Annotated in this window: 19 protein-coding genes; 4 read left to right on the top strand and 15 right to left on the bottom strand. The window is 71.2% G+C overall.

Annotated features, from left to right (window positions below):
- Window positions 1-15: 15 nt before the first annotated feature.
- Window positions 16-2,094, top strand: coding sequence for a TonB-dependent receptor (locus tag FHP08_RS11355; protein ID WP_147704570.1), 2,079 nt, complete (start codon window positions 16-18; stop codon window positions 2,092-2,094).
- Window positions 2,095-2,120: 26 nt separating this feature from the next.
- Here the strand turns inward: FHP08_RS11355 and dksA are convergent, their stop codons facing one another.
- The 8 genes from dksA to FHP08_RS11315 all read right to left on the bottom strand — a co-directional run bounded on the left by dksA (window position 2,121) and on the right by FHP08_RS11315 (window position 8,771).
- Window positions 2,121-2,549: an RNA polymerase-binding protein DksA gene (gene dksA / locus FHP08_RS11350; protein ID WP_147704569.1), complete on the bottom strand. Its 429-nt coding sequence runs from the start codon at window positions 2,547-2,549 to the stop codon at window positions 2,121-2,123.
- 68 nt (window positions 2,550-2,617) lie between these two features.
- Window positions 2,618-3,595, bottom strand: coding sequence for a CobW family GTP-binding protein (locus FHP08_RS11345; protein ID WP_147704568.1), 978 nt, complete (start codon window positions 3,593-3,595; stop codon window positions 2,618-2,620).
- 19 nt (window positions 3,596-3,614) lie between these two features.
- Window positions 3,615-4,142, bottom strand: coding sequence for a Fur family transcriptional regulator (locus tag FHP08_RS11340; RefSeq protein ID WP_222707874.1), 528 nt, complete (start codon window positions 4,140-4,142; stop codon window positions 3,615-3,617).
- A gap of 80 nt (window positions 4,143-4,222) precedes the next feature.
- Window positions 4,223-5,266: a tyrosine recombinase XerC gene (locus FHP08_RS11335; protein ID WP_147704567.1), complete on the bottom strand. Its 1,044-nt coding sequence runs from the start codon at window positions 5,264-5,266 to the stop codon at window positions 4,223-4,225.
- Between the two features lie 41 nt (window positions 5,267-5,307).
- Complete coding sequence (locus FHP08_RS11330; RefSeq protein ID WP_147704566.1) at window positions 5,308-5,982, bottom strand: DUF484 family protein; 675 nt, start codon at window positions 5,980-5,982, stop codon at window positions 5,308-5,310.
- Complete coding sequence (gene dapF, locus FHP08_RS11325) at window positions 5,979-6,851, bottom strand: diaminopimelate epimerase (RefSeq protein WP_147704565.1); 873 nt, start codon at window positions 6,849-6,851, stop codon at window positions 5,979-5,981. Before dapF ends, FHP08_RS11330 begins: the two co-directional genes overlap by 4 nt.
- Before the next feature lie 37 nt (window positions 6,852-6,888).
- Window positions 6,889-7,791: an LpxL/LpxP family acyltransferase gene (locus tag FHP08_RS11320; RefSeq protein ID WP_147704564.1), complete on the bottom strand. Its 903-nt coding sequence runs from the start codon at window positions 7,789-7,791 to the stop codon at window positions 6,889-6,891.
- Between the two features lie 65 nt (window positions 7,792-7,856).
- Window positions 7,857-8,771, bottom strand: coding sequence for a lysophospholipid acyltransferase family protein (locus tag FHP08_RS11315; protein ID WP_147704563.1), 915 nt, complete (start codon window positions 8,769-8,771; stop codon window positions 7,857-7,859).
- A gap of 237 nt (window positions 8,772-9,008) precedes the next feature.
- On the opposite strand from FHP08_RS11315, the gene metK reads away from it, so the two are divergent.
- Window positions 9,009-10,175 carry a methionine adenosyltransferase gene (metK, locus tag FHP08_RS11310; protein ID WP_147704562.1) on the top strand — a complete coding sequence of 389 codons (1,167 nt, stop codon included), beginning with the start codon at window positions 9,009-9,011 and terminating at the stop codon, window positions 10,173-10,175.
- A 78-nt stretch (window positions 10,176-10,253) separates the two neighbouring features.
- On the opposite strand, the gene FHP08_RS11305 is transcribed toward metK, so the two are convergent.
- From FHP08_RS11305 to FHP08_RS18460, 4 genes are all read right to left on the bottom strand, one after another.
- Window positions 10,254-13,361, bottom strand: a complete 3,108-nt coding sequence (locus FHP08_RS11305; protein ID WP_147704561.1) for an efflux RND transporter permease subunit — start codon at window positions 13,359-13,361, stop codon at window positions 10,254-10,256.
- Between the two features lie 3 nt (window positions 13,362-13,364).
- Window positions 13,365-14,549, bottom strand: coding sequence for an efflux RND transporter periplasmic adaptor subunit (locus FHP08_RS11300; protein WP_147704560.1), 1,185 nt, complete (start codon window positions 14,547-14,549; stop codon window positions 13,365-13,367).
- Between the two features lies 1 nt (window position 14,550).
- Window positions 14,551-15,867, bottom strand: a complete 1,317-nt coding sequence (locus tag FHP08_RS11295) for a TolC family protein (RefSeq protein ID WP_147704559.1) — start codon at window positions 15,865-15,867, stop codon at window positions 14,551-14,553.
- 212 nt (window positions 15,868-16,079) lie between these two features.
- On the bottom strand, window positions 16,080-16,220 hold the full coding sequence (locus tag FHP08_RS18460) for a hypothetical protein (protein ID WP_187272270.1): 141 nt from the start codon (window positions 16,218-16,220) through the stop codon (window positions 16,080-16,082).
- Between FHP08_RS18460 and FHP08_RS11290 the strand changes: the two genes are divergently transcribed.
- Complete coding sequence (locus FHP08_RS11290; protein WP_147704558.1) at window positions 16,219-16,608, top strand: hypothetical protein; 390 nt, start codon at window positions 16,219-16,221, stop codon at window positions 16,606-16,608. The two genes, FHP08_RS18460 and FHP08_RS11290, sit on opposite strands and share 2 nt — an antisense overlap.
- A gap of 40 nt (window positions 16,609-16,648) precedes the next feature.
- Here FHP08_RS11290 and pdxH read toward each other — a convergent pair whose 3' ends face one another.
- Entirely contained in the window at window positions 16,649-17,284 is a 636-nt protein-coding gene (gene pdxH / locus FHP08_RS11285; RefSeq protein WP_147704557.1) for a pyridoxamine 5'-phosphate oxidase, read from the bottom strand.
- A 48-nt stretch (window positions 17,285-17,332) separates the two neighbouring features.
- On the opposite strand from pdxH, the gene FHP08_RS11280 reads away from it, so the two are divergent.
- On the top strand, window positions 17,333-17,659 hold the full coding sequence (locus tag FHP08_RS11280) for a ComEA family DNA-binding protein (protein ID WP_147704790.1): 327 nt from the start codon (window positions 17,333-17,335) through the stop codon (window positions 17,657-17,659).
- 18 nt (window positions 17,660-17,677) lie between these two features.
- Here FHP08_RS11280 and FHP08_RS11275 read toward each other — a convergent pair whose 3' ends face one another.
- Both FHP08_RS11275 and FHP08_RS11270 read right to left on the bottom strand, forming a co-directional pair.
- Complete coding sequence (locus FHP08_RS11275) at window positions 17,678-18,256, bottom strand: hypothetical protein (protein ID WP_147704556.1); 579 nt, start codon at window positions 18,254-18,256, stop codon at window positions 17,678-17,680.
- Window positions 18,253-19,554 carry a M48 family metallopeptidase gene (locus FHP08_RS11270; RefSeq protein WP_147704555.1) on the bottom strand — a complete coding sequence of 434 codons (1,302 nt, stop codon included), beginning with the start codon at window positions 19,552-19,554 and terminating at the stop codon, window positions 18,253-18,255. Before FHP08_RS11270 ends, FHP08_RS11275 begins: the two co-directional genes overlap by 4 nt.
- Window positions 19,555-19,556: the final 2 nt, after the last annotated feature.

The following is a 19,556-nucleotide window of genomic DNA, read 5'->3' as shown; positions in this document are numbered from 1 at the left end:
TTACAACAACATGGCATGAAAGCATCGAACTCCCGCGCGAGCCTTCGGGCCCTCCCCTTCGTCGCCCTGCTGATCGCGCCGACATCGCCGAATGCCCAGCCCCAACCTGAGGCTGGGGGCACGTCCGCCACGGTCGCGGCGGAGACCCTGCCCGAGGTCACCATCACCGCGTCGCCGCTTCAGACCCCCTTGGTCGACACGGCCCAACCGGCATCCGTCCTGACCGGGGCCAGACTGAAGCAGCGCACGGCGCCAAGCTTGGGCGCCACGCTCGCGGGCGAGCCCGGCGTGCACGACAGCGGATTCGGGCTCTCGGCCGGGCGCCCGGTCATCCGCGGCTTCGATGGCCCACGCGTGGGCATTGCCCGCAACGGGCTCGATCTGTTCGATGTCTCGGCGTCGAGTCCCGATCACGCGGTCGCCGACGACCCGCTCACCCTGCGCAGCGTGGAGATCCTGCGCGGACCGGCAACGCTGCCCTACGGCGGCTCGGCGATCGGGGGGCTCGTCAATCTGGTCGGCGACGAGATCCCGGTTTCCCGGCTGGACGGCCTCTCGGGCGAAGCCCAGGCCTCGGTCGACAGCGGCGCGACGGGTCGACAGGCCGCGGCGGCCCTTCGAGCAGGCAAGGACGGCTGGAACTGGACGGTGTCCGGCTTCGCGCGCCGAAGCGAGGACTACCGCTTTCCCGGCGTCGCGGTCGTCGGCGACCCGACCAGCGCCTCCGGACGCCTGCCGAACAGCGCCACCCGGGCCCGAGGTGCGTCGGTGGGCGCTTCGCGCGTGGCCGACTGGGGCATGCTGGGCATGTCGCATTCGAGTTACGACTCCCGCTACGGGATTCCTGCCGAGGAAGACGTCTTCATCCGGATGTCGCGCGAGCGCTCGGAGTTGCTCGGCGAGTTCGACACGCCGATCCCCGGCCTCGAGATGCTGCGCCTGAAGTACGCCGACAGCCGCTATCGCCACGACGAGGTCGAGGCGCCCGGCGGCGAGGTCGGAACCAGCTTTCGCAGTCGCGGACGCGAGGCGCGCATCGAGCTGCTGCACGCGCCAGTTGCCGGACTGCGGGGCGCTTTCGGCCTGCAGTGGCGCGAGCGCTCGCTGCGGGTGAGCGGCGAGGAGGCCTATCTGCCCGACAACGACGACACGATGCGGGCGCTGTTCTGGGTGGCCGAGCGAAGGATCGGCAAGGTCCGGCTCGAACTCGGCGCCCGGCACGAATCGACGCGACTGCGGCCCGACGGCGACTGGGGCAGCCCGGGACGCGACTTCTCGATGAACTCGCTCTCGGTCGCCGCGACGCTCCCCCTGAGAACCGGTTACGAAGCGTCGATCGTGCTCGGCCTCGCCGCCCGGGCGCCGGTCGCCGACGAGCTCTACGCCAACGGCCCCCACGCCGCGACCGGCACCTTCGAGATCGGAAACCCGGGCCTTCCGCACGAGCGCTCGACGAATCTCGACCTGTCCCTGCGCAAGACGGAAGGGATCCTGCGCTGGAAGGCGGGCGTCTACGCCAATCGATTCGGCGACTATCTGTACGGGCGTGCCTCCGACTTGAACGGCGACGGCCTCGCAGACCGGGTCGACGAAACCGGCGCGATCGCCAACGCAGCCCTGTCGCCGGGAGCCGGCGAGCTGCTCAGGATCGAATACGACCGGGCGAAAGCCCGATTCCACGGTGTCGAGGCCGAGGTCGTCCTGAAGCCGGAAGGATCGGCGCTGCAGTGGCGCGCCTTCGCGGACGTCGCCCGCGGACGCATCGAAGACGGCGGGAACCTGCCGCGGATGGCCCCGGCGCGAGTCGGCCTTGGCGCCGAGTGGGCGCAAGGCGACTGGTCGGGGTTCGTGAACTGGCTATCGGTGCGCCGGCAGGAACGGATCGCCGCCCTCGAGACGCCCACCGACGGCTACCAGCGCCTGGATGCCGAGATCGCCCGGCGCATCCGGCTGCCGTCGGGCGCCGAGGCCACGCTGTTCCTGCAGGGGCGCAACCTGCTGGATGCGCCGATCAGGCTGCACACCTCGTTCGTGAAGGACTCGGTGCCGATGCCGGGGCGCAGCCTGGTCGCCGGCGTTCGCGCGCGGTTCTGACGCGCGGCTCCGGCCGAGGCGCGCTCTCAGTCGCCGTACAGCTTCTGGCGCAGCTCGCGACGCTGCTGCGCCTCGAGCGAGAGCGTGGCGGTGGGCCGGGCCAACAGGCGCGGAATGCCGATCGGCTCGCCGGTCTCCTCGCAGTAGCCGTACTCGCCCGAATCGATGCTGGCCAGCGCCTGCTGGATCTTCTTCAGCAGCTTGCGCTCGCGATCGCGGGTGCGCAGCTCGAGCGCGTGCTCTTCCTCGATCGTGGCCCGGTCGGCCGGATCGGGCACGATGACCGTCTCGCGCAGGTGCTCGGTGGTCTCGCCGGCATTGACGAGAATCTCCTTCTCCATCTGCTGCAGGCGCGCGCGGAAGAAGGCCAGCTGGGCCTCGTTCATGTAGTCCGACTCGGGCATCTTGAGCAGTTGCTCCTCGGTCGGGATCTTCAGTTCTTTCGTTGCGGCCATCTGTCGTACCGGTGACTTGCTGCTTGGTGAAACGGTGGCGCCGGGCGGGGCGTCGAAACGCCGGCCGCTCAGGCCAGGCACTGCTCCAGGCCCTTGACGATCATGTCGCGGGGGAGGTTCCGTCCGATGAAAACCATCTTGCTCGACGGTTTTTCTCCAGGCTGCCAGCGGCGCCCGGTGTCCGCGCCCATCATCATGTGGACGCCCTGGAAGACGGTCTGGCGGTCGGACCCCTTCATGAAAAGCACGCCTTTATACCGCAAGAGGTCCGGGCCGTAAACCTGGATCACACCCGACAGGAAATCCTCGAGCTTCGCCGGGTCGAAGGGCTTCTTCGATCGGAAGACGAAGGACTGGATCGCGTCGTTGTGCTCGTGCTCGTCGCTGGTCAGGAACTCCGGATCGATCTCGAGGATCGCGTTCAGGTTGAAGCCCCGAATGTCCAGGATCTCGGCGATCGGCGCATTGCCAAAATTCACGGGCTTGATCGGCGCGCGCGGGTTGATTCGCATCAGCCGCTCGCGCAGGCGCTCCTGCGCGGCCGGGTCGGCCAGGTCGACCTTGGACATCAGGATCCGGTCGGCGAAACCGACCTGCTCCTGGGCCTCGGTGTGCTCGTCGAGCTGCTTGTCGCCGTGCACCGCGTCGACCACGGTGATCACCGCGTCGAGCAGGTAGCGATCGGCGATCTCGTCGTCGATGAAGAAGGTCTGCGCCACCGGGCCCGGATCGGCCATGCCGGTGGTCTCGATGATGACCCGGTCGAAGGCGATTTCGCCCGCCTCGCGGCGCTCGGCGAGGTCGCCCAGGATCCGGATCAGGTCGCCGCGCACGGTGCAGCAGATGCAGCCGTTGTTCATCTCGACGATCTGCTCGTCGCGCTCCTGAAGCAGGAGGTCGTTGTCGACGCCCTCTTCGCCGAACTCGTTCTCGATCACCGCGATGCGGTGGCCGTGGTCTTCCTTGAGGATCCGGTTCAGCAGCGTGGTCTTGCCGCTGCCCAGAAACCCGGTGAGGATGGTCACCGGAACCTGATTGCCCGCCATTCCGTCCTGCTCCGTTCTGTCAATGGGCTGGCGCGCAGTCGGCGCACAGCCCGGAAACCGTCACTTCCACCCGCTGCTCGGTGAACCCGTCGGGCAGCGTGGCCAGCACGCTGCGCGCGAGATCGGCCGAGGCGCCGAGACAATACATGCGGCCGCACTGCACGCAACGAAAGTGCCCGTGCGGCGTTTCGGTCGATCGCGCCGAAAACCTGAAGACCCTGTCAGGCCCTGCGACCCGGTGCGCCAGCCCATTGTCGGCCAGCCAGTCGAGCACCCGGTACAGCGTCACCCGGTCGATGGCCTCTGCGCCGTCCTCGACCCGCCGCTGCAGGTCCAGGTGGGTGAGCGCCTGGTCCGCGCGCAGCAGTTCGCTGAGCACGCGCAGGCGGGGACCGGTCAGCCGAGCGCCGACCCCGCGGATCATCGCGCGGGCCCGCGCCTGTGCCTGGCCGACCGCGGCCAGCGAATCCGCCGGCGAATCGACCGCGGCCGGCGGGTCGCCCGCCACGAGCTGCTCGATCGACTTCCGCTGACTTGCCTGGCTCATCGACTGCTGGCCTCCAGGTTTCTGACATTCGATTGCATTTGTCCGAACGCCCTGGCGAAGTTTACAGCTGCCGGCAAGGATCAGCGTTTTCGGGCCCTGGGGTGCGCAGCGTCGTAGACCGCGGCAAGCCGCTGGAAATCCAGCGAGGTGTAGATCTGCGTGGTCGCGATGCTCGCGTGGCCGAGCAGTTCCTGGACCGCACGCAGGTCGCCGCTGGACTGCAGCAGGTGGCTGGCGAACGAATGCCTGAGCACGTGCGGGTGCACCTTGGCGGGGATGCCCCGCTCGATCGCCAGCCGGCGCAGCCGCGCCTGCACCGTGCGATTGGCCAGCCGGCGCCCCTGGGCCGACAGGAACAGTGGCCGCGGGTCGGCGGCCGGATGCGCGGCCAGCCAGTCGGCGCGGGCCGCGATCCAGCGGCCCAGCGCCTCGCGGGCCAGGGCGCCGACGGGCACCGTGCGCCGCCGCCCGCCCTTGCCGGTGACGGTGACTTCGGACTCGCTGGCCGCGTACCAGCTGGCCGAGGGCGCTGCCGGGGCGTTCGGCGCCGGCGCCCCGGCGACGGCGCCGCGGTCGTCCGATTCGCGGCCTTCGAAGTAGCGCACATCGAGCGAAGTCAGCTCGGACAGGCGCAAGCCCGAGGAATAGAGAAGCTCGAGCATGGCCGCGTCGCGCAGCGACTCGAAGTCGTCGGACGGCGCGGCCTGCATCAGGCTGGCCGCCTGGTCGGGCGACAGCGCCTTGGGCAGGCGCTTCGAGGCGCGCGGCGCCCGCACCCCGCGCGCCGGGTTCGCGGCCGCCAGCCCCTCGGCGGACAGCCAGTCATAGAAACCACGCCACGCCGACAGCCGGCGCGCGATCGACCTGGGCGCGCGTCCCGCGCGCGACTCCGCGGCGATCCAGCGGCGCAGCGCATGCTCGCCGACCGAGGTCCAGCGCGGCTCCGCAGGGGGCGGGCGGGCCGCCTCGGGCGCGGCAGCCGCGGCAGTCGCGACGGCGGCGCTCGGCCCTTTTTCGGCCAGCCGGGCCAGGATGGCCAGGTCGGCCCGGTAGCCGGCGATCGTGCGCGGCGAGCAGCCACGCTCGGCGGCGAGGCGCAGGAGGTAGCGGTCGACCTGGCTCATGGTCCACCTGCGCCGATCGCCCGATCCCGTCTGCGATCCGATCAGTCGGCCAGCCGCGACAGCGCCGCACTCGCCATCTCGGCGATGCGCTCGAGATACGCGGTGCCCATGCCGCTGCGGAAGCGGTCGGCGTCGGCCGAGCCCAGCACCAGCAGGCCGAAGGCCTTGGGATCGACGCCCTTGCGCAGCGGCAGCAGCGCGATCGACCGGGTGTCGCGCCCGCCCTCGGGCAGCCAGGTGGCGGCCTGGAAATCGGAGTTCGGCCCGCAGAAGGGCTGGGGCATGCTGTTGGCCAGCGTGATCACGTCGACCGGCACCGGCTGGGCGCACTCGAGATTCGCCCACTCGTCGCGCAGGCCCCACAGGCGCATCGCGACCTGCGGCACCGAGAAGATCGTGCCGAGCCCGTCGACCACGATGTCGGGCAAGCGGCCAGCGTCGCCGGCCAGCAGCAGCTGCCGGGTCCACTTCTGCAGCTTGCTGCCGATCGCGTCGTTCTCCTCGCCGATCCGGATCAGCTCGGCGAGCTTGAGCTCGAGCGTGCGGTGCCGCTCGCGCAGCACCTCGACCTGCCGCTCCTGCAGCGAGATCGCACGGCCGCCGTGCGGGTGCGGCAGGGTGATCGTGCCGAGCAGGTCGGCGTGCTGGTCGAAGAACTCGGGGTGATCGCGCAGGTAGCGCGCGACGGCGTCGGTGTCGATTGCGGTGTCGCTCATTCGGAATCCGGTGAAGGGAGTGCGGCGAGATCGATCTCGCCCTCGAAAACGGTGGCGGCCGGGCCGGTCATGAACACGCTGCCACCGTCCCAGGCGATGCTCAGCAGTCCGCCGCGGGTATGCACCTGCACCGGCGAGATAGCCAGCCCGCGCCGGATCGCGGCCACTGCCGCGGCGCAGGCGCCGGTGCCGCAGGCCAGCGTCTCGCCGGCGCCCCGCTCCCAGACCCGCAGGCGGATCCCGCCCGGAACCGGCTGCGCGAAGCCGGCGTTGACCCGGGCCGGAAAGCGCGGCGAATGCTCGATCAGCGGCCCTTCGGAAGCGACCGGCGCGGTGTCGACGTCGTCGACGAACTGCACCGCGTGCGGATTGCCCATCGAGACCACCGAGATCCAGCGGGTGGCGCCGTCGACCGCCAGGGGCCAGGTGTCGTCCTGCCCCTGGGGGCGCGGCGCCAGTCCCGCGGCATCGAAGGGGATGCGGGCCGGCTCGAAGGCCGGCGGGCCCATGTCGACGGTGATCCGGCCGTCGGCCTCGAGCCTGGGTTCGATCACGCCGGACATCGTGGCCACGCGGATCGCGCGCTTGGCCGTCAGCCCCTGGTCGACCACGAAGCGCACGAAGCAGCGCGCGCCGTTGCCGCACTGCTCGACCTCGCCGCCGTCGGCATTGAAGATCCGGTAGCGGAAGTCGACGTCCGAACCGGCAGGTGCCGGCTCGACCAGCAGGACCTGGTCGGCCCCGATGCCGAAGTGGCGGTCGGCGATCCGGCGCCATTGCCCGGGCGTGAAGTCGATGCGCTGGCGAACGCCGTCGATCACGACGAAGTCGTTGCCGGCACCGTGCATCTTGGTGAATCGCAGCTTCATGCCCGAATTATCGCCGATCGCCGCGTGCGCCCCGGCATCAGTCGCCCTCGCCCGTGCGCCGGCCATAGAGGTCGGGCGCGCCCGGCGGCCGCGTCTTGAAGCGCTTGTGCGTCCAGAGGTATTGGGCCGGCATCTCGAGCACGCGCGCCTCGATGAAAGCGTTCATCCGGAGCGCGTCGGCCTCGGCGTCGCCCACCGGGTAGTCCTCCCAGGCCGGGTACACGCGCACCACGTAGCCCTCGTCGGTCATCCGGGTGATGCAGGGCACGATCACCGCCTTCGTGATCTTCGCCAGTCGCGCCATCGAGGTGACCGTCGCGGCCGGCACGCCGAAGAAGGGCACGAAGACCGCGTCGCGCGGGCCCAGGTCCATGTCGGGCAGGAAATAGAAGGGAATCCCGTCGCGGATCGGCTTGAGCGCGGCGCGCAGGCCCTCGGTGCGCAGGATCATCGTCGAGGCCTCGGGATGGAAGCGAGAGCGCCCCCGGGTCATCGCCTCGGTCAGCACCCGGCTCTTCTGTGCGGCGTACATCGAGGCCACCGGCCGGTCGGCCTGCAGGCGGGTCCCGCCGGCATCCAGCCCGAGGAAGTGCGGCGCGAGCAGGATCATCGGCTTGCCGTGATGCGCCTCCAGGTGCTCGATCCCCTCCACCTGGCACAGGGCCCGGATCCGCTCGGGCGACCCGTACCAGAACACGAAGCGCTCGAGGAAGCTGCGCACGTAGTAGCGGAAGTGGTCGCGGGCCACCTGTCGGCGCTTCGCGTCGGTCCAGTCGGGAAAGCACAGCCGCAGGTTGGTGAGCGCGATGCGCCGCCGCGGCGCGGCCAGCCACCAGGCGAGCGAGCCCACGGCCTCGCCCAGCCGGCGCAGCACCGGATACGGCAGCCTGGACACCGCGCGCAACGCGGCGAGACCGAAACGCTCGAGCCTTTCCCCCATCGTGCTTCCCTGACGTCCCTTCGTTCGAATCCCGGATCCGTGCCGGCCGGGCGCCGCCGGCCCGGCTAGCGCCCGGCTGGACGCTTGTACCGGTTGTAACCCCACAGATACTGGTCCGGCCAGCGCCGGATCAGCCGCTCCATGCAGGCGTTCAGCGCTTCCGGCGTCGGCGCCTCGGCCAGCCGCTCGAGGTGCAGCCGCCAGCCGCCCGGCACCCGCTCGCCCACCGCCACCATCACCGCCGCGCCGGTGGCCTGCGCCAGCCGCCGGGGCAAGGTCATCGTCCAGGCGGGCTCGCCGAAGAAGGGCGCCCATTCGCCTTCGCCCTCGCCGGGCACCTGGTCCGGAAGGATACCGACCGCCTCGCCGGCCCGCAGCGCGCGCAGCATCGCGCGCACGCCGGCCATCGCCGCCGGCACCGCCCGCATCGACGCGGTGTTGCGCGACTGCCGCACCAGCGGCCGGATCAGCGCCTTGCGGGGCTCGCGGAACATCACCGTGATCGGCGCCCGGCGCGCGTACCAGCGCGCCGTCGCCTCGAAGGCGCCCAGGTGCGGGGTCAGGAACAGGATCCCGCGCCCCTCCGCCTCGGCCGCGTCGAGCAGGGCCTCGTCGGCGCAGGTCATCCGGGCGGCCAGCGCCTCGGGCGGCCTGCCCCAGATCCAGGGCAGCTCGAAGACCGTCCGGCCGGCGCCGGCCGCGGCCCGCAAGGCAGTCGCCCGACCCGGATGGCCGGCGCGCCGCAGGTTCGCGACGATCTTGCGTCGATAGGCCCCCGAGGCGGCGAAGACGAGCACGCCGGCCAGCGCGCCGATGCCGCGCAGCACCGGCAGCGGCAGCCGGCCGAGCGCCTGGAGGACCCCGGCCAGCGCGCGGGCGCCGAACCCCTCGCGCGGCGCGGACGCGAGATCGCCGCCCGCGCGATCGCTGGCGGTGCGGCCGGTGTCCTGGCTGTCGTGGGGGTACTCGGGCTCGGGCATGGGGCGTTCCGGATCGGCGAAGTCTAGTCGATGCCGGTGGCGGGTTAGCCGCGAGCCCGATCGGCCGATATAATCCGCGCGTCGCCGGTTTAATGGACAACTTGCGGGGCGACGCCCGGGGCCGAAGGGCCGCGGGGAAATACCGCTAAAGCGTCGCCGCTTCTCCGCAAGCCGGCTGCGCCGACCGGGCCGAATCCCTCGACAGGCCCACCGTCCGAGTCCCACTGGAGAAGTGTCTTGTCAAACGAGTTCCTGTTCACCTCCGAGTCGGTTTCCGAAGGCCATCCGGACAAGGTCGCCGACCAGATCTCCGACGCCATCCTCGACGCCCTGCTCGCGCAGGACCCGCACTCGCGCGTCGCCGCCGAGACCCTGTGCAACACCGGCCTGGTCGTGCTGGCCGGCGAGATCACCAGCGCCGCCAACGTCGACTACATCAAGGTCGCGCGTGACACGCTCAAGCGCATCGGCTACGACAACACCGAGTACGGCATCGACTACAAGGGCTGCGCGGTGCTGGTGGCCTACGACAAGCAGTCGCAGGACATCGCCCAGGGCGTGGACCGCGCCGGCGACGACAATCTCGACCAGGGCGCCGGCGACCAGGGCCTGATGTTCGGCTACGCCTGCGACGAGACCCCGGAGCTGATGCCCGCCGCGATCTACTACTCGCACCGGCTGGTGGAGCGGCAGTCGCAGTTGCGCAACAGCGGCAAGCTGGCCTGGCTGCGCCCCGACGCCAAGTCGCAGGTCACGCTGCGCTACGCCGACGGCAAGCCCGCCTCGGTGGACACCGTGGTGCTGTCGACGCAGCACTCGCCCGACATCAGCCAGGCGCTGATCCGCGAGGCGGTGATCGAGGAGATCATCAAGCCGGTCATTCCGAAAGAGCTGATCAAGGGCGAGGTCCGCTACCTGATCAACCCCACCGGGCGCTTCGTGATCGGCGGCCCGCAGGGCGACTGCGGCCTGACCGGACGCAAGATCATCGTCGACACCTACGGCGGCGCGGCCCCGCACGGCGGCGGCGCGTTCTCGGGCAAGGACCCGTCCAAGGTCGACCGCTCGGCCGCCTATGCCGCCCGCTACGTGGCCAAGAACATCGTGGCCGCCGGCCTGGCCAGCAAGTGCCTGGTGCAGGTCTCGTACGCGATCGGCATCGCCAAGCCGACCTCGGTGATGGTCACCACGCAGGGCACCGGCAAGATCGACGACGGCAAGCTGTCGAAGATCGTCCAGGAGGTCTTCGACCTGCGGCCCAAGGGCATCGTGAAGATGCTCGACCTGCTGCGGCCGATCTACGAGAAGACCGCCGCTTACGGCCACTTCGGCCGCGACGAGCCCGAGTTCAGCTGGGAGCGCGCCGACAAGGTCGCCGAGCTACGGGCCAGGGCCGGCGTCTGAAGCAGGGAAGAGGCCTCCTCTCTGCGGGGAGGCCCCGTCCGGAAGGCGGGCGGGCCTGCGGGCCCGCCTCCGTCCACCCTACACCTCCACCGCGCGCTCCCGGTCCACCCAGCGGTAGAGCAGCGGCAGCACCACCAGCGTGAGCAGCGTCGAGGTGATCAGGCCGCCGATCACCACGATCGCCAGCGGCCGCTGGACCTCCGAGCCGGGCCCGGTCGCGAACAGGAAGGGCACCAGGCCCAGCATCGCCACGATCGCCGTCATCATCACCGGCCGGAAGCGCGCCGCGGCGCCCTCGGCGACCGCCTGCGCCACGCTGCGCCCCTCCGCCCTGAGCTTGCGGATGAAGCTCACCAGCACCACGCCGTTGAGCACCGCGACGCCCCACAGCGCGATGAAGCCCACCGAGGCCGGCACCGACAGGTACTCGCCGGTCAGGTACAGGCCCACCACGCCACCGATCGACGCGAAGGGCAGCACCGTGATGATCAGCCCCGCGAAGCGCACCGAGTCGAACAGCACGAACAGCAGGAAAAAGATCGCCGCGATCGTGACCGGCACGATGATCGTCAGGTGGCCCAGCGCCCGCTCCATGTTCTGGAAGGTTCCGCCCCACTCGAAGTAGTAGCCCTCGGGCAGTTCGACCTCCCGTTCGACGCGCTCGCGAAGCTCGGCCACGAAGCCGCCCAGGTCCCGGTCCTGCACGTTGATCCCGACCACGATCCGCCGCTTGCCGCCCTCGCGGCTGACCTGCGCCGGGCCGTCGGCCACCTCGATCCGGGCCAGGCTGTCCAGCTTCACCAGCGCTCCGTTCGGCGCGGTCAGCGTGATCCCGCGGATGTCGTCGACCGAGTCGCGCACCGGCTCGGGGAGCCGCACGACTGCCTGGAAGCGGCGCTCGCCCTCGTAGATCTCGGTGGCCACCTTGCCGCCGATCGCCATCTCGATCACGTCGTGCACGTCCGAGGCGTTGAGCCCGGCGCGCGCGATCGCCTGCCGGTCGATGGCCAGCGTCAGGTACTGCTGGCCGCCCACGCGCTCGACCCGCTGGTCGCGCATGCCCGGAACGGTCGCGGCGATCCGCGCGATCTCCTCGGCCTTCTCCCGCAGCGTCTCCATGTCGTCGCCGAAGATCTTCACCGCGACGTCGGAGCGCACGCCGGTGACCATCTCGTCGACGCGGTCCGAGATCGGCTGGGCCATCGCGACCTGCACGCCGGGGAAGCCGATCAGCCGCTGGCGCATCTCGTGCGCGATGTCGTCCTGCGTCCAGCCCTCGGGCCACTGGTCGCGCGGCAGCAGCGTGGCGATCACGTCGGCCTCGTTGGGGCCCGCCGGATCGGCGGGACTGTCGCCGCGGCCCAGCCGCGAGACGACGGTCTTCACGCCGGGCACCTCGCGGATCAGCTTCACGGCCTCCATCTCCATCGCGAGCGACTCGTTCAGCGAGATGTTCGGCACCCGGTCCATGTTCGGCGAGACCGAGCCCTCCTTCATCTCGGGGATGAACGAGGTGCCCAGCATGGGCAGCAGCGCGAGCGCGCCGGCGAAGGCCGCCGCGGCGAGCGCCAGCGTGGTGCGCTCGCGCGCCAGCGCCAGACCGAGCAGGCGCAGGTAGCCGCGCTTCAGGAAGGCCACCAGCCGGGTATCGTGGTCGCCGTGCCCGGCCGGGGCGCGCAGCAGGTACGAGGACAGCGCCGGCGTGAGCGTGAGCGCGACCAGCAGCGAGATCGCCAGCGCGATCGCGATCGTGTAGGCCAGCGGCGCGAACATCTTGCCCTCCATCCCCTGCAGCGTCATCAGCGGCAGGAAGACCAGGATGATGATGCCGATGCCGAAGACCACCGGGGTCGCGACCTCCCGGACCGCGTCGAGCACGACCCGCGCGCGGTTCTCCCCGGGGCGCGCCGCGATCCTGGCGTGCGCGTTCTCCACGACGACCACCGAGCCGTCGATCATCAGCCCGATCGCGATCGCCATGCCGCCCAGCGACATCAGGTTGGCCGACAGCCCGACCTGGTTCATCACGATGAAGGTCGCCAGCGGCACCAGCGCCAGCGTTGCGATCACGATCAGGCTCGAGCGCAGGTCGCCCAGGAACAGGAAGAGCACGACCATCACGAACACGACGCCCTCGAGCAGCACCTTGGTGACCGTCCACAGCGCGGCGTCCACCAGCTCGGAACGATCGTAGTAGGGCACGATCTTCAGGCCGCCCGGCAGCATGCCCCGGTCGTTGATCTCCTGCACCCGCTGCTTGACGCGTTCGACGACCTCCTTGGCGTTGCCCCCGCGGATCATCATCACGATGCCGCCGACCGCCTCGGTGTAGCCGTCCTTGATCATCGCGCCGTAGCGGACTTCCTCGCCCAGCGTGACCTGGGCGACGTCGCGCAGGTAGACCGGCGTGCCGCCCGACTCCTTGATCACGATCGTCTCGATGTCCTGCAGCCCGCCGATCAGCCCGACGCCGCGCACCAGGTACTGCTCGGCGCCCTGCACCAGGATTCCGCCGCCCGAGTTGGCGTTGTTGCTGGCCAGCGCGCGATGCACGTCGGCGAGATCCAGGCCGTGATAGCGCAGCCGGTCCGGATCGGCGAGCACCTGGTACTGCCGCACGTAGCCGCCGGTCGAGTTGATCTCGGCCACGCCCGGGATCGAGCGCAGCAGCGGCCTGACCACCCAGTCCTGTGCCGTGCGGCGCTCGGTCAGCTCGGCCGGCGTGAGGGCGCGTTCGCCGTCGTCGGGGCGCTCCAGCGTGTACTGGTAGACCTCGCCGAGCGCGGTGGACACCGGCCCGAGCACCGGCATGACGCCGGGCGGCAGGCGCGAGCCGACTTCCATCATCCGCTCCATGACCAGCTGGCGGGCGAAGTAGACGTCGGTGTCGTCGGTGAAGACCAGCGTGATCAGCGACAGGCCGGGCTTGTTCAGCGAGCGCATCTCCTCGAGGCCGGGCAGGCCGGTCATCGCGATCTCGAGGGGCACCGTCACGAAGCGCTCGACCTCTTCGGGCGAGCGGCCGTGGGCCTCGGTCGCGATCTGGACCTGCACGTTGGTGACGTCGGGGAAGGCGTCGACCGACAGCCTGCGGGCGGCGTCGATGCCGAAGGCCAGCAACACCATCGCGACGACGACGACGATCATGCGCTGCCGGATCGCGGCGCGCACAAGGGAGGCGAGCATCGGTCAGCGCCCCCCGTTCGCGAGCTGGCGGCGCTCGTTGTTCAGATGAAACGCGCCGGCCACCGCGATCGTCTCGCCGCGCGACAGCCCGTCGAGCACGATCCGGTTCTCGCCGTCCTCGGGGCCCACGGTGACCGGACGAAGCCTGAAGGCCCCGGACGACTCGGCGACGAAGACCTGGTCGCGATTGCCTTCCCTGACCAGCGCCGTCTTGGGCACGACCACCTGCCGCTTCTCTTCGCCCGCCAGGCGCATCGAGGCGAGCATCGCGGGCTTGAAGTCGCCGGCCGGATTGGCCAGCTCCATGCGCACCCTGACCGTGCGCGTCTGCGGGTCGACCAGGTCGGCGACACGCGACACCTGGCCCTCGACCTCGCGATTGCCGAGCGAAGGCACCTCCAGGACCACCCGCTGGCCCGGCCCGACGTGCCGCACGTCCTTCTCGGGCACGTCGGCCACCGCCCACAGCGCGCGGAGGTCGGTGATCGTGAACAGCTCGTCGGACGGCGCCGCCACCTGCCCCAGCGTCGCGCGGCGATCGATGATCGTGCCGTTCTTGGTCGCGGTGATCGGCGCGGCAGCCAGGATCTGCCCGGTGCCCATCAGCCGATCGATCGACCCGGCCGACAGGCCGAGCGTGCGCAACTGGTCGCGGGCGGCGCGCGTCTCGGCGCGCGCGATGGACAGTTCGCTGTCGCGGCGCTGCAGCTCGGCCGCGCCGATCACGCCGGCGTCCAGCAGCAGGCGCGCGCGCTCGGCCGCGCGTTGCGCGAGCTGCTCGGACGAGTGGGCCTTCAGGAATGCGAGCTGGGCGGTCGACAGCTCGGGGCTGCTGATCTCGGCGAGCAGGTCGCCCTTGCGGACCTGCTGGCCGACGACCGCGTGGATCGCGGTGATCCGCCCGGTGATCGGCGCGCCGACCCGGGCGGTGCGATCCTCGTTCGTCTCGATCCGCCCGGGGATTCGCAGCGTCTCGCGAACCACCCGCTCGGCGGGCTGACCGACTTCCAGGTAGCGCGCGACACCCTCCGAGGGCTGCACCAGGTCGGGCGCGGGCGCCGCCGCCGGCGAACTCGCGGTATCGGCCGCGGCGGGCGGCTTCTGAAGGTTCTCGGGCCCGCCGCAGGCCGCGAGGGCCAGCACCGCCACGACCGGAACCAGGGAGCGATCGATCCAGCGCGAATGCATGTCAGTCTCCACGGAAGAAAGAGGACGCGAGCTGCTCGAGTTCCGCCTGCGCGGCGAAGGCCTCGAAGCGGCCGGCGATGAGTTCGGTCCGCAGCTGGCGGAACTGCCGCTGCGCGTCGAGGTACTCGAGGATTCCGCGCTCGCCGAATCGGTAGGCGGACTCGGCGACCCCCAGCGCCGCCTCGGCCTTCTCGAGCACGCCGTTCTCGAGTGCCGCCACCGTCGAGCGCGCGGTCTCGTAGCGATGCCAGGCGGCCTGCAGGCGCTGCTGCAGCTCGAATCGGCGCTGCTCGGCCAGGGCGTCGGCACGCAGCTGGCGCTGGCGGGCTTCCTCGATCGGCCCGGCTCGCCGGTCGAACAGCGGGATCCGCACCCCGATGCCGGCGCGTGTCGTGTCCAGGTCGGGCGTGCGCTCGCGCGCGAGGAACAGGTCCACACCGGGCATCAGGCTCGCGCGCTCGACCTGTAGCTGCCAGCGCGCCCGCTCGCGCTCCGCCTCGGCAATTCGCAGCTCCGGATGCGCGGCGACCACGTCGCCCGCCAGCAGCGCCGGATCGGCCGGGGGCAACGCGGCCTGGAAGTCGCCCGTCACGTCGAAGGACGCGGGCAAGGAAGGCGCGACCAGCTCCCGCAAGCGGGCGCGCGTGGCGGAGAGTTCGCCCTCGCGCTGCGCCAGCGCGGTCCGCGCGCGAGCCGCTTCGGTCTCCGCCCGGATCAAGTCGAAGCGCGGCGCCTCGCCGGTGGAGACCCGGACCGCCACCCGATCACGGATCAGTTCGGCAAGGCCGAGCTCCTGGCGCGCGGCCGCCACCAGCTCCCGCGCCCGCATCAGGTCGAAGTACCGGACCTTGACGCCGGCCACCAGCGCCTGCTCGGTGGCGCGCACCGCGAGTTCCGCCGCCTGCGCCGTCGCCTCGGAGCCCCTTCCCCTGGCGTCGCGCAGGGTCGGGGACTCCAGGCGCTGGGTGATCGCGATCGAACTGCCGCTCCCGGCCGGAGCGCCCGCGAGCCGCGCGTCCGAGTTCGAACGGCCCACCTGGAGCTCGGGATTCGGATAGGCGCGCGCGGTGGCGATGCCCGCGCGCGCGGCGAGCGCCTCGGCGCGAGCCGCCGCCATGGCCGGGCTCTCGACCCGGGCCCGATCGACGAGTTGCTCCAGCGTGAATCGGGGCGCCTCGGCCTGGGCGCCGCCCCAGCCGAGCAGCCCGGCGATCAGGACGGGAGAAAGGAGTGAATGCAGTCGCCGCGGGCGCGGCGGGCAGCGGCCGGGGCGCGCGCACGCGCCGACCGGCCCGGAAGCGGGATCCGAGATTCGCATCGAAAGGAACCGGCGCGGGCAAGCCGACCCGTAAAGACGCCGGGCCCCCACGCGATGGCCCACCGCCGGCCGGAGCCGGACGACGTCTTCAAGGTCTTGCCAGCGGGACGCGCGCGTGGTGCGGAACGCGTTTCACCGGGTGCGATCCGAGGGCGGAGGGCTCCGCCCGGATTGACCGGATCGACCTCGGACCGGCGAGCTCCGGTCCGTAGCTACTCCCCTTGAGGGAAAGCGCGGATCATCCGGAAGCGGCCGGCTTCGATCAATGATTTCCCCAGATTCATTGGGCATTTGCCGCCGGAAATGATGGGGATCAAGGCCGCGACCGCCTTGCCGCGGTTCAATGCGGGCATGAATCCGGTCCTCCACGCTGTGTCGCGCCTGCTCGACGGCGTCCCCGGCTTGCCCGGGGCGCTGTCGGCTGCCGACCTGTCCGAAACCCTGTCGGGCGAACCCCGGATCAGGATGGCCACGCGTCTCGCGCTGGTGAAGCTGGCCGCCCGCTGCGAGCAACCGGATCCGGTGGCGCCGGAAGACGTCAAGGTCTGCACGATGTGCGCGCCGCTGATCGCGCGCCGTCTCGAACAGCTCTCGCGCGCCGGCGACGAAGAAGCGCTGGCCGGTCTGGTGGGCCTGGCGCCGCAACTGCGCGAGCTCTCCGCGGAACTGCGCCGCGAGAACAATCCGCTGGCGGTCCTGCCGCGGGCCCTGCTCGAGCTGTTGCGCGCGCAGTTGCACTGACCTGCGCCAGCCCGCCCCCTTGCAGCGGCGCGGAACCCGGTCAGGGCGCGAGCCGCTCCCTCAGCCAGTGCTCGCCTTCGCGTCGGTAGACCAGCCGGTCGTGCAGGCGCGACGGCCGACCCTGCCAGAACTCCCAGCGATCGGGCACCAGCCTGAAGCCGCCCCAATGCGGCGGCCTGGGCGGATGGGTGCCAAACTTCAAACCGAACTCCGCTGCGCGCCTGACCAGCACCGCGCGAGATGAAATCGGCCGGCTCTGCTCGGAGGCCCAGGCGCCGATCCGGGAAGCGAGCGGACGAGACGCGAAGTACGCATCGGCCTCGGGGCCCTCGACCCGGTCGACCGGACCTTCGATCCGCACCACCCGCTCCATCTCGACCCAGTGGAACTGCAGCGCCGCGAAGGGGTTCCCCGCCAGCTCGCGCCCCTTCCGGCTCTCGTAGTTCGTGTACCAGACGATGCCTCGCTCGTCGGCGTCCTTGATGAGGACCACCCGCGTGGACGGCCGGTTGTCGGGCCCGACGGTGGCCACGGTCATGGCGTTGGGCTCCGGCAGGCCGGCCTCGATCGCCTCGTGCAGCCAGGCCTGGAACTGGCGAAGCGGATCGTCGGCTGCGTGGGTTTCGTCGAGTTCGCCGCGCTCGTAGCTCTTGCGGATATCCGAGATTCGCTTCATGTTGGCAGTTTAGCGCCGAGCGCCCCAACCGGAGTGGAGTCCCCAATGATGAAATCCCTGTCGAGCATCCTTGCCACGGCCATCGCCGGCTTCCTGCTCTCGTCGGGCGTGGCGCTCGCGCAGGGCGCGGCGACCGGGCCGGCCGATCCGAAACAGCAGGCCACGCAGCAGCGCGCGCCGGCCGCCGAGAAACTCGACATCAACAGCGCCAGCGCCGAGGATCTCGAGAAGCTCGAGGGCATCGGCCCCGCCCGGGCGGCAGCGATCGTCAAGGGGCGCCCCTACAAGGGCAAGGACGACCTGGTCCGGCGCAAGATCGTCCCGCAGTCGGTCTACGACAAGATCAGCGACCGCATCATCGCGAAACAGAAGTGAGAAACGGGGCTTCGGGGCTCAGAGCGGGGCGAGCCTGACCGTCGCGATCGTCTGCTCGCAGACCGGCCGCGCCCGCTCGAAGTAGTACCTGGCCAGCGCGGTGCAACTGGTCCAGAACATCTTCGTCTCGCCGCGCACGGCCGCGACGATCCGCTCGTACTGGGCGCCGCGCGCGGTCCTTTCGGTCAGGTGCAGCCGGAACGCGGGCCGCCCGTCGATCCGCGTTTCGCCCGACGACTTCAGCTCGATTCGGCTGTCCTTTTCGCTGGCCCTGAGCTCGGCGAGCATCAGTTCGCCGAGCTCGCGCGGGGAGACATCCTTCGCCGGCTTCGCCTTCGTCAGCGGGAAGGCCTTGTCGACGTCGAAGCGGCTCAGCACGAGCTGCTGGATCCCGAAGCCGTCCATCGTCAGCACGATGCGGTCGCCGCTTTCGACAGGGGACCGGCGCCATCCCGCCGGCGCCTGCAGCGTGAACCCCTTCTCGGGACTCTCGATGCCGGCCGTCGCCTGGTAGCGTTCCCACTGAGGCGCGGTCGCGCACCCACCCGCCAGCACCGCGAAGGCCGCAACGGCCAGTCGCGCCAGCACTCCCTTCATCGCGTCTCTCCCTGTCCGGCGGGTTCCGGCTCGCCGGTTCCGCTTCCGTCAGATCGTTGCAGACGCCCGAGCTCGGCCTCGATCGCCTCGCGATCGACCGCGCCGGGCGCGCCGTCGAGGTAGCGGCGGTAGGCATCAGCCGCCTCGGCCATCCTGCCGGCGCGCCTCTCGATTTCGGCGAGGCCGCGCCAGGCCGCCGCCTGCCCCGGGTCGCGTTCCAGCACCGCCCGATAGACGCCGACCGCGCGGTCGGGATCGCCCTCGCCGGCGCGCAAGCGATAGGCTTCGCCGAGCCAGAATGCCGCGGCCGGCTCCACCTCGCCTGCCTGGAACGGCGCCTCGAGCAGCGCGACAATCGACCGGTGACGCCCCGTCTCGGCGGCGAGCCGCAGGTACTCGAGCCGCGCGCGCGCAGTCGCCTGCCGGTAGCGCAGCACGCGTGCCGGGTCGGGATCAGCCGCCGAGGCCGCCGGCGCCGCGTTGCCGGTCGCCGCGGCATGCCCGGCGCCCTGCCCGGCGCCCTGCCCGGCGCCCTGCCCCGCGGGCAAGGCGGCGATCAGCTCCCGGAAGGCCTCGGTGCGCTCGAGCATCGACGGATGCGACGCGAAGAAGGTCGGCTGCTTGCGGTCATACAGCTTCGCGTCGGCAGCCAGCCGTTCGAAGGCCTCGACGCCCGCCTGCGGCGGATAGCCGGCACGCACGACGCGCTCGAAGCCGGCGCGATCGGCCTCGCGCTCGTGGTCTCGCGAGTAGCCGTAGAACGCGCCGGCCAGCGCCAGGCTGCCGATCGCGCCGATGCCGCCGGTCAGCACGGTGAGCCCGACGCCGAAGGCGCTCATCGACTTCGCGCTCGACATCTGCTGGTAGCCGTGCCGGTGCACGAAGTGTGCCGCCTCGTGGCCGAGCACCACCGCCAGCTGGGCCTCGCTGCCCAGCACGCCGACGAGACCCAGGGTCAGGTAGACGCTGCCGTTGGGCAGCACGAAGGCATTCGGGTCCGCGTCGCGCAGGACGCCCTTCAGGACGATCGTGCCGCGGAAGTCCGGGTACAGGCCGTCGAGGACCGACCCGACGTAGGCGAGCAGCGCCTCGTCGCGGACCAGGTTGCGGGCCCTGCGGATCGAACGGTCGAGGTCGTCGCCGGCCGACCAGACCCGCCGCTCCTCCTCGACCAGCGCGGCCGGGTCGGGCGGCGCGCCGAAGGGCTCGACCTCGGTCGCGCCGGCCGCCCCCGGCACCACAGGCGCGGCGAGCGCAACGAGGGCCGCGACCAGCGGCGCTGCAAGCCGTGACGACATCG

The sequence above is a fragment of the Zeimonas arvi genome (assembly GCF_008039575.1).
Classification (GTDB): Bacteria; Pseudomonadota; Gammaproteobacteria; order Burkholderiales; family Burkholderiaceae_E; genus Zeimonas; species Zeimonas arvi.
This window is presented reverse-complemented; position numbering and strand designations above follow the sequence as displayed.

What these genes read in the sequence shown, in the direction of transcription:
- pdxH (WP_147704557.1), bottom strand. Translation starts at nt 17,284, where the DNA reads ATGAAGCGAATCTCGGATATCCGCAAGAGCTACGAGCGCGGCGAACTC.
- FHP08_RS18460 (WP_187272270.1), bottom strand. Translation starts at nt 16,220, where the DNA reads ATGCCCGCATTGAACCGCGGCAAGGCGGTCGCGGCCTTGATCCCCATC.
- FHP08_RS11290 (WP_147704558.1), top strand. Translation starts at nt 16,219, where the DNA reads ATGAATCCGGTCCTCCACGCTGTGTCGCGCCTGCTCGACGGCGTCCCC.
- FHP08_RS11345 (WP_147704568.1), bottom strand. Translation starts at nt 3,595, where the DNA reads ATGGCGGGCAATCAGGTTCCGGTGACCATCCTCACCGGGTTTCTGGGC.
- FHP08_RS11340 (WP_222707874.1), bottom strand. Translation starts at nt 4,142, where the DNA reads ATGAGCCAGGCAAGTCAGCGGAAGTCGATCGAGCAGCTCGTGGCGGGC.
- FHP08_RS11305 (WP_147704561.1), bottom strand. Translation starts at nt 13,361, where the DNA reads ATGCTCGCCTCCCTTGTGCGCGCCGCGATCCGGCAGCGCATGATCGTC.
- FHP08_RS11315 (WP_147704563.1), bottom strand. Translation starts at nt 8,771, where the DNA reads ATGCCCGAGCCCGAGTACCCCCACGACAGCCAGGACACCGGCCGCACC.
- FHP08_RS11320 (WP_147704564.1), bottom strand. Translation starts at nt 7,791, where the DNA reads ATGGGGGAAAGGCTCGAGCGTTTCGGTCTCGCCGCGTTGCGCGCGGTG.
- FHP08_RS11295 (WP_147704559.1), bottom strand. Translation starts at nt 15,867, where the DNA reads ATGCGAATCTCGGATCCCGCTTCCGGGCCGGTCGGCGCGTGCGCGCGC.
- FHP08_RS11300 (WP_147704560.1), bottom strand. Translation starts at nt 14,549, where the DNA reads ATGCATTCGCGCTGGATCGATCGCTCCCTGGTTCCGGTCGTGGCGGTG.
- FHP08_RS11270 (WP_147704555.1), bottom strand. Translation starts at nt 19,554, where the DNA reads ATGTCGTCACGGCTTGCAGCGCCGCTGGTCGCGGCCCTCGTTGCGCTC.
- FHP08_RS11335 (WP_147704567.1), bottom strand. Translation starts at nt 5,266, where the DNA reads ATGAGCCAGGTCGACCGCTACCTCCTGCGCCTCGCCGCCGAGCGTGGC.
- dksA (WP_147704569.1), bottom strand. Translation starts at nt 2,549, where the DNA reads ATGGCCGCAACGAAAGAACTGAAGATCCCGACCGAGGAGCAACTGCTC.
- dapF (WP_147704565.1), bottom strand. Translation starts at nt 6,851, where the DNA reads ATGAAGCTGCGATTCACCAAGATGCACGGTGCCGGCAACGACTTCGTC.
- FHP08_RS11355 (WP_147704570.1), top strand. Translation starts at nt 16, where the DNA reads ATGAAAGCATCGAACTCCCGCGCGAGCCTTCGGGCCCTCCCCTTCGTC.
- FHP08_RS11275 (WP_147704556.1), bottom strand. Translation starts at nt 18,256, where the DNA reads ATGAAGGGAGTGCTGGCGCGACTGGCCGTTGCGGCCTTCGCGGTGCTG.
- FHP08_RS11330 (WP_147704566.1), bottom strand. Translation starts at nt 5,982, where the DNA reads ATGAGCGACACCGCAATCGACACCGACGCCGTCGCGCGCTACCTGCGC.
- FHP08_RS11280 (WP_147704790.1), top strand. Translation starts at nt 17,333, where the DNA reads ATGAAATCCCTGTCGAGCATCCTTGCCACGGCCATCGCCGGCTTCCTG.